Genomic DNA, 2,135 nt, shown 5'->3' with positions numbered 1-2,135 from the left:
GATCAGGCAGCTCGAAACCAATCTGTTTGATAATAATGCTCTGTATTATCATCGGTCCCTTGAAGCCGCAGCAGGCTCGGAACTGATTCTGCCAAAGTCTGGGCTACCTGAACCATTACCGGAAAACTGGCAGGTAGATGAACTGGCCGATGGCCGAAATGTCAGAGTCCGTTTTTCCGGCCTGCAGTCCCTGATGTTGCCTTCGACAAAGGTAGGCACTGTTAATGCCGCAGGTCAGTTGCCCAGCGGATTTGATCCTGCTGTTCTTTATCAGTCCAGAAATCATCCCCGCTCACTGGCTATGACGGTTTTTGGGGCGTCGGATGCCATGCGGTCCTCTGGTCTGGACTGGCTGCTCTTGAAAGAGAAATTGTCTCCCGAACAGATTGCTGTCTATTCAGGAAGTGCCATGAGCCAGCTCGACTATAACGGTTATGGCGGCATGCTCAAAGCCCGTTTGATGGGTAAGAGGGTGACTTCCAAGCAGTGCCCACTGGGCTTCGCTGAAATGTCCGCTGATTTTATTAACGCTTATATCCTGGGTTCACTGGGTAACACTGGCACCTCAATGGGAGCCTGTGCAACATTGCTTTATAACCTGCAGCTGGCGGTGAACGACATTCGTTCCGGTAAGCGCCGGGTAGTGATCGTTGGCAATAGTGAAGCGCCGCTTTTACCTGAAATCATGGATGGCTACAGCACCATGGGAGCTCTGGCTACGGACGATGCTTTGAGAAAGCTGGATGGTCTTGCCGAAGGTACCCCCCCTGACTGGCGTAATGCCTGTCGCCCTTTTGCAGAGAGTGCCGGTTTTACCATTGCGGAATCTTCCCAATACTTTATTTTGATGGATGATGAGCTGGTGCTTGACTCTGGTGCTGAAATTCTGGGCGCGGTGGCTGACGTTTTTGTGAACGCAGACGGCTATAAGAAGTCCATTTCATCTCCCGGCGCCGGAAACTACCTGACTGTTGCCAGAGCTGCTGCCCTGGGCAGGGCAATTTTGGGAGAAGACGCTATCAGACAGAGAAGTTTTGTTCAGGCTCATGGTACCGGCACCCCACAAAACCGGGTGACTGAATCCCATATTCTCAATGAAACGGCCCGCCATTTTGGTATGTATAACTGGCCCGTTACAGCCGTTAAGAGCTATCTGGGTCACTCTATTGGTGTGGCTGCTGGTGATCAGCTGATGTCAACACTGGGTGTCTGGCACCGGGGCATCATTCCCGGTATCCGAACGATTTCCGGTATTGCTGAAGACGTTCATCATTCACACCTCAACATCAGCATGGAACATAATGAGATGGGCCCATCACAGATGGCCATGTCGCTGATCAACGCCAAGGGTTTTGGGGGAAACAACGCTACGGCGCTGGTTCTGAGCCCTGATATAGCCCGAGATATGTTGAAAGCCAAACATGGCGAGCAGGCACTTTCATCCTGGCAGCATGGTTATGAAAGTACCTCCCATCGACAGGAAGAGTATGAGTCTGCGCAGCTTTCCGGTCAGCTAGAGCCTATTTATCAATTTGGTGAAGGGGTTCTCGGTGGAGACGATCTGGATTACAACGATCGACACATAAAAGTGCCCGGCTTTGGCCATGCGCTGAATCTGCAAGTGGATAATCCTTTCTGGTCTTTCTGATCCTCGATGATGTTGTCGGCTCCCGTTTGAGAAAACGTGGAGTTGATTTATGGTCTATTTTACGGGCATGCTCCTCGAAAGCTTTGCATCACTATCCGGGCTGATCACTAAGTTACGCATTCAGGCGGACTCAATCAGCCCACCGTGTCTCATTAAAGGGAGAAAGTCATAATGAGAGCCAGATTCAATCTGACCGGAATACTGAGTAGCGCTGTTGTGCTGACGGCCATGAGTGCCAATATGGTGACCGCGGATGAACAGGCAGGAAGAGTGGAAGTAGGCCATGCAAGCAGTACTCATTTAACCCTCTACCCAGACAAAGCTCTGGTTCGTCAACAGTTCAAAGTGCTTCCCGGACCGGAAGGGAAATTAGTCGTTGAGGGCATGGCCGATGACTGGGAAGATGATAGCCTGGAACTGGAATACATCGCAGACAAACAAGGTGTGGTTCCTGATAGCCTTATCTGGCACAGAGGGGGGGTTGGAT

Annotated in this window: 2 protein-coding genes; both read left to right on the top strand. The window is 51.2% G+C overall.

All coding sequences use genetic code 11. The annotated features are described in order from the left end of the window. On the top strand, positions 1 to 1,648 hold a 1,648-nt coding region (locus KDK19_RS12445; protein ID WP_257292087.1), incomplete at its 5' end, for a beta-ketoacyl synthase. A 171-nt stretch (positions 1,649 to 1,819) separates the two neighbouring features. Then, on the top strand, positions 1,820 to 2,135 hold a 316-nt coding region (locus KDK19_RS12440; protein ID WP_257292086.1), incomplete at its 3' end, for a hypothetical protein.

Origin of the sequence: Endozoicomonas sp. ONNA1, from assembly GCF_024606325.1 — a bacterium.
Lineage (GTDB): Bacteria > Pseudomonadota > Gammaproteobacteria > Pseudomonadales > Endozoicomonadaceae > Endozoicomonas_A.
The sequence above is the reverse complement of the archived record's forward strand: the minus strand, read 5'-3'. Positions and strand labels throughout refer to the sequence as shown.